The organism is [Mycobacterium] manitobense, assembly GCF_025821665.1.
In the GTDB taxonomy this organism is placed as follows: domain Bacteria; phylum Actinomycetota; class Actinomycetes; order Mycobacteriales; family Mycobacteriaceae; genus Mycobacterium; species Mycobacterium arseniciresistens.
Genome location: NZ_JACKSJ010000174.1, coordinates 1 through 352, shown reverse-complemented (window position 1 = coordinate 352; position 352 = coordinate 1). Strand labels below are relative to the sequence as shown.

The 352-nt window shown below is 62.8% G+C and carries 1 protein-coding gene; it reads right to left on the bottom strand.

The genetic code is table 11. The features are described from left to right. Positions 1-129: 129 nt before the first annotated feature. On the bottom strand, positions 130-352 hold a 223-nt coding region (locus H7I41_RS20390; protein ID WP_264014436.1), incomplete at its 5' end, for an SDR family oxidoreductase.

Genomic DNA, 352 nt, shown 5'->3' with positions numbered 1-352 from the left:
GACGACCGTCATCATGATCTCCCTCAGGGTTAGTCGAGTGCCTAAACAAAAAACATACCGATGCTCACCCCGGGAGGCAAGGGTGAGCTGTCCCCACTGCCGCAGAGGGGGTTTCGCGAAAGAGTCGGGTTACTGCCCGGGGCCGTTGGGCCACTTGATCATGCAGCCGGCGTCGATCGGGATGCTGGTGCCGGTCATGTGCTTTGACGCGTCTGACGCCAGGAAGAGGACGAGTTCGGCGACGTCCTCCGGCTCCAGCCAGGCGGTGGGAAGGGCATGGTAGAACTCCGAGGCCGGCCGGAAGTCGTCCTTGCTGACGTCGCCTTCGAGATCGGGCCGGAAGACCTGGTAG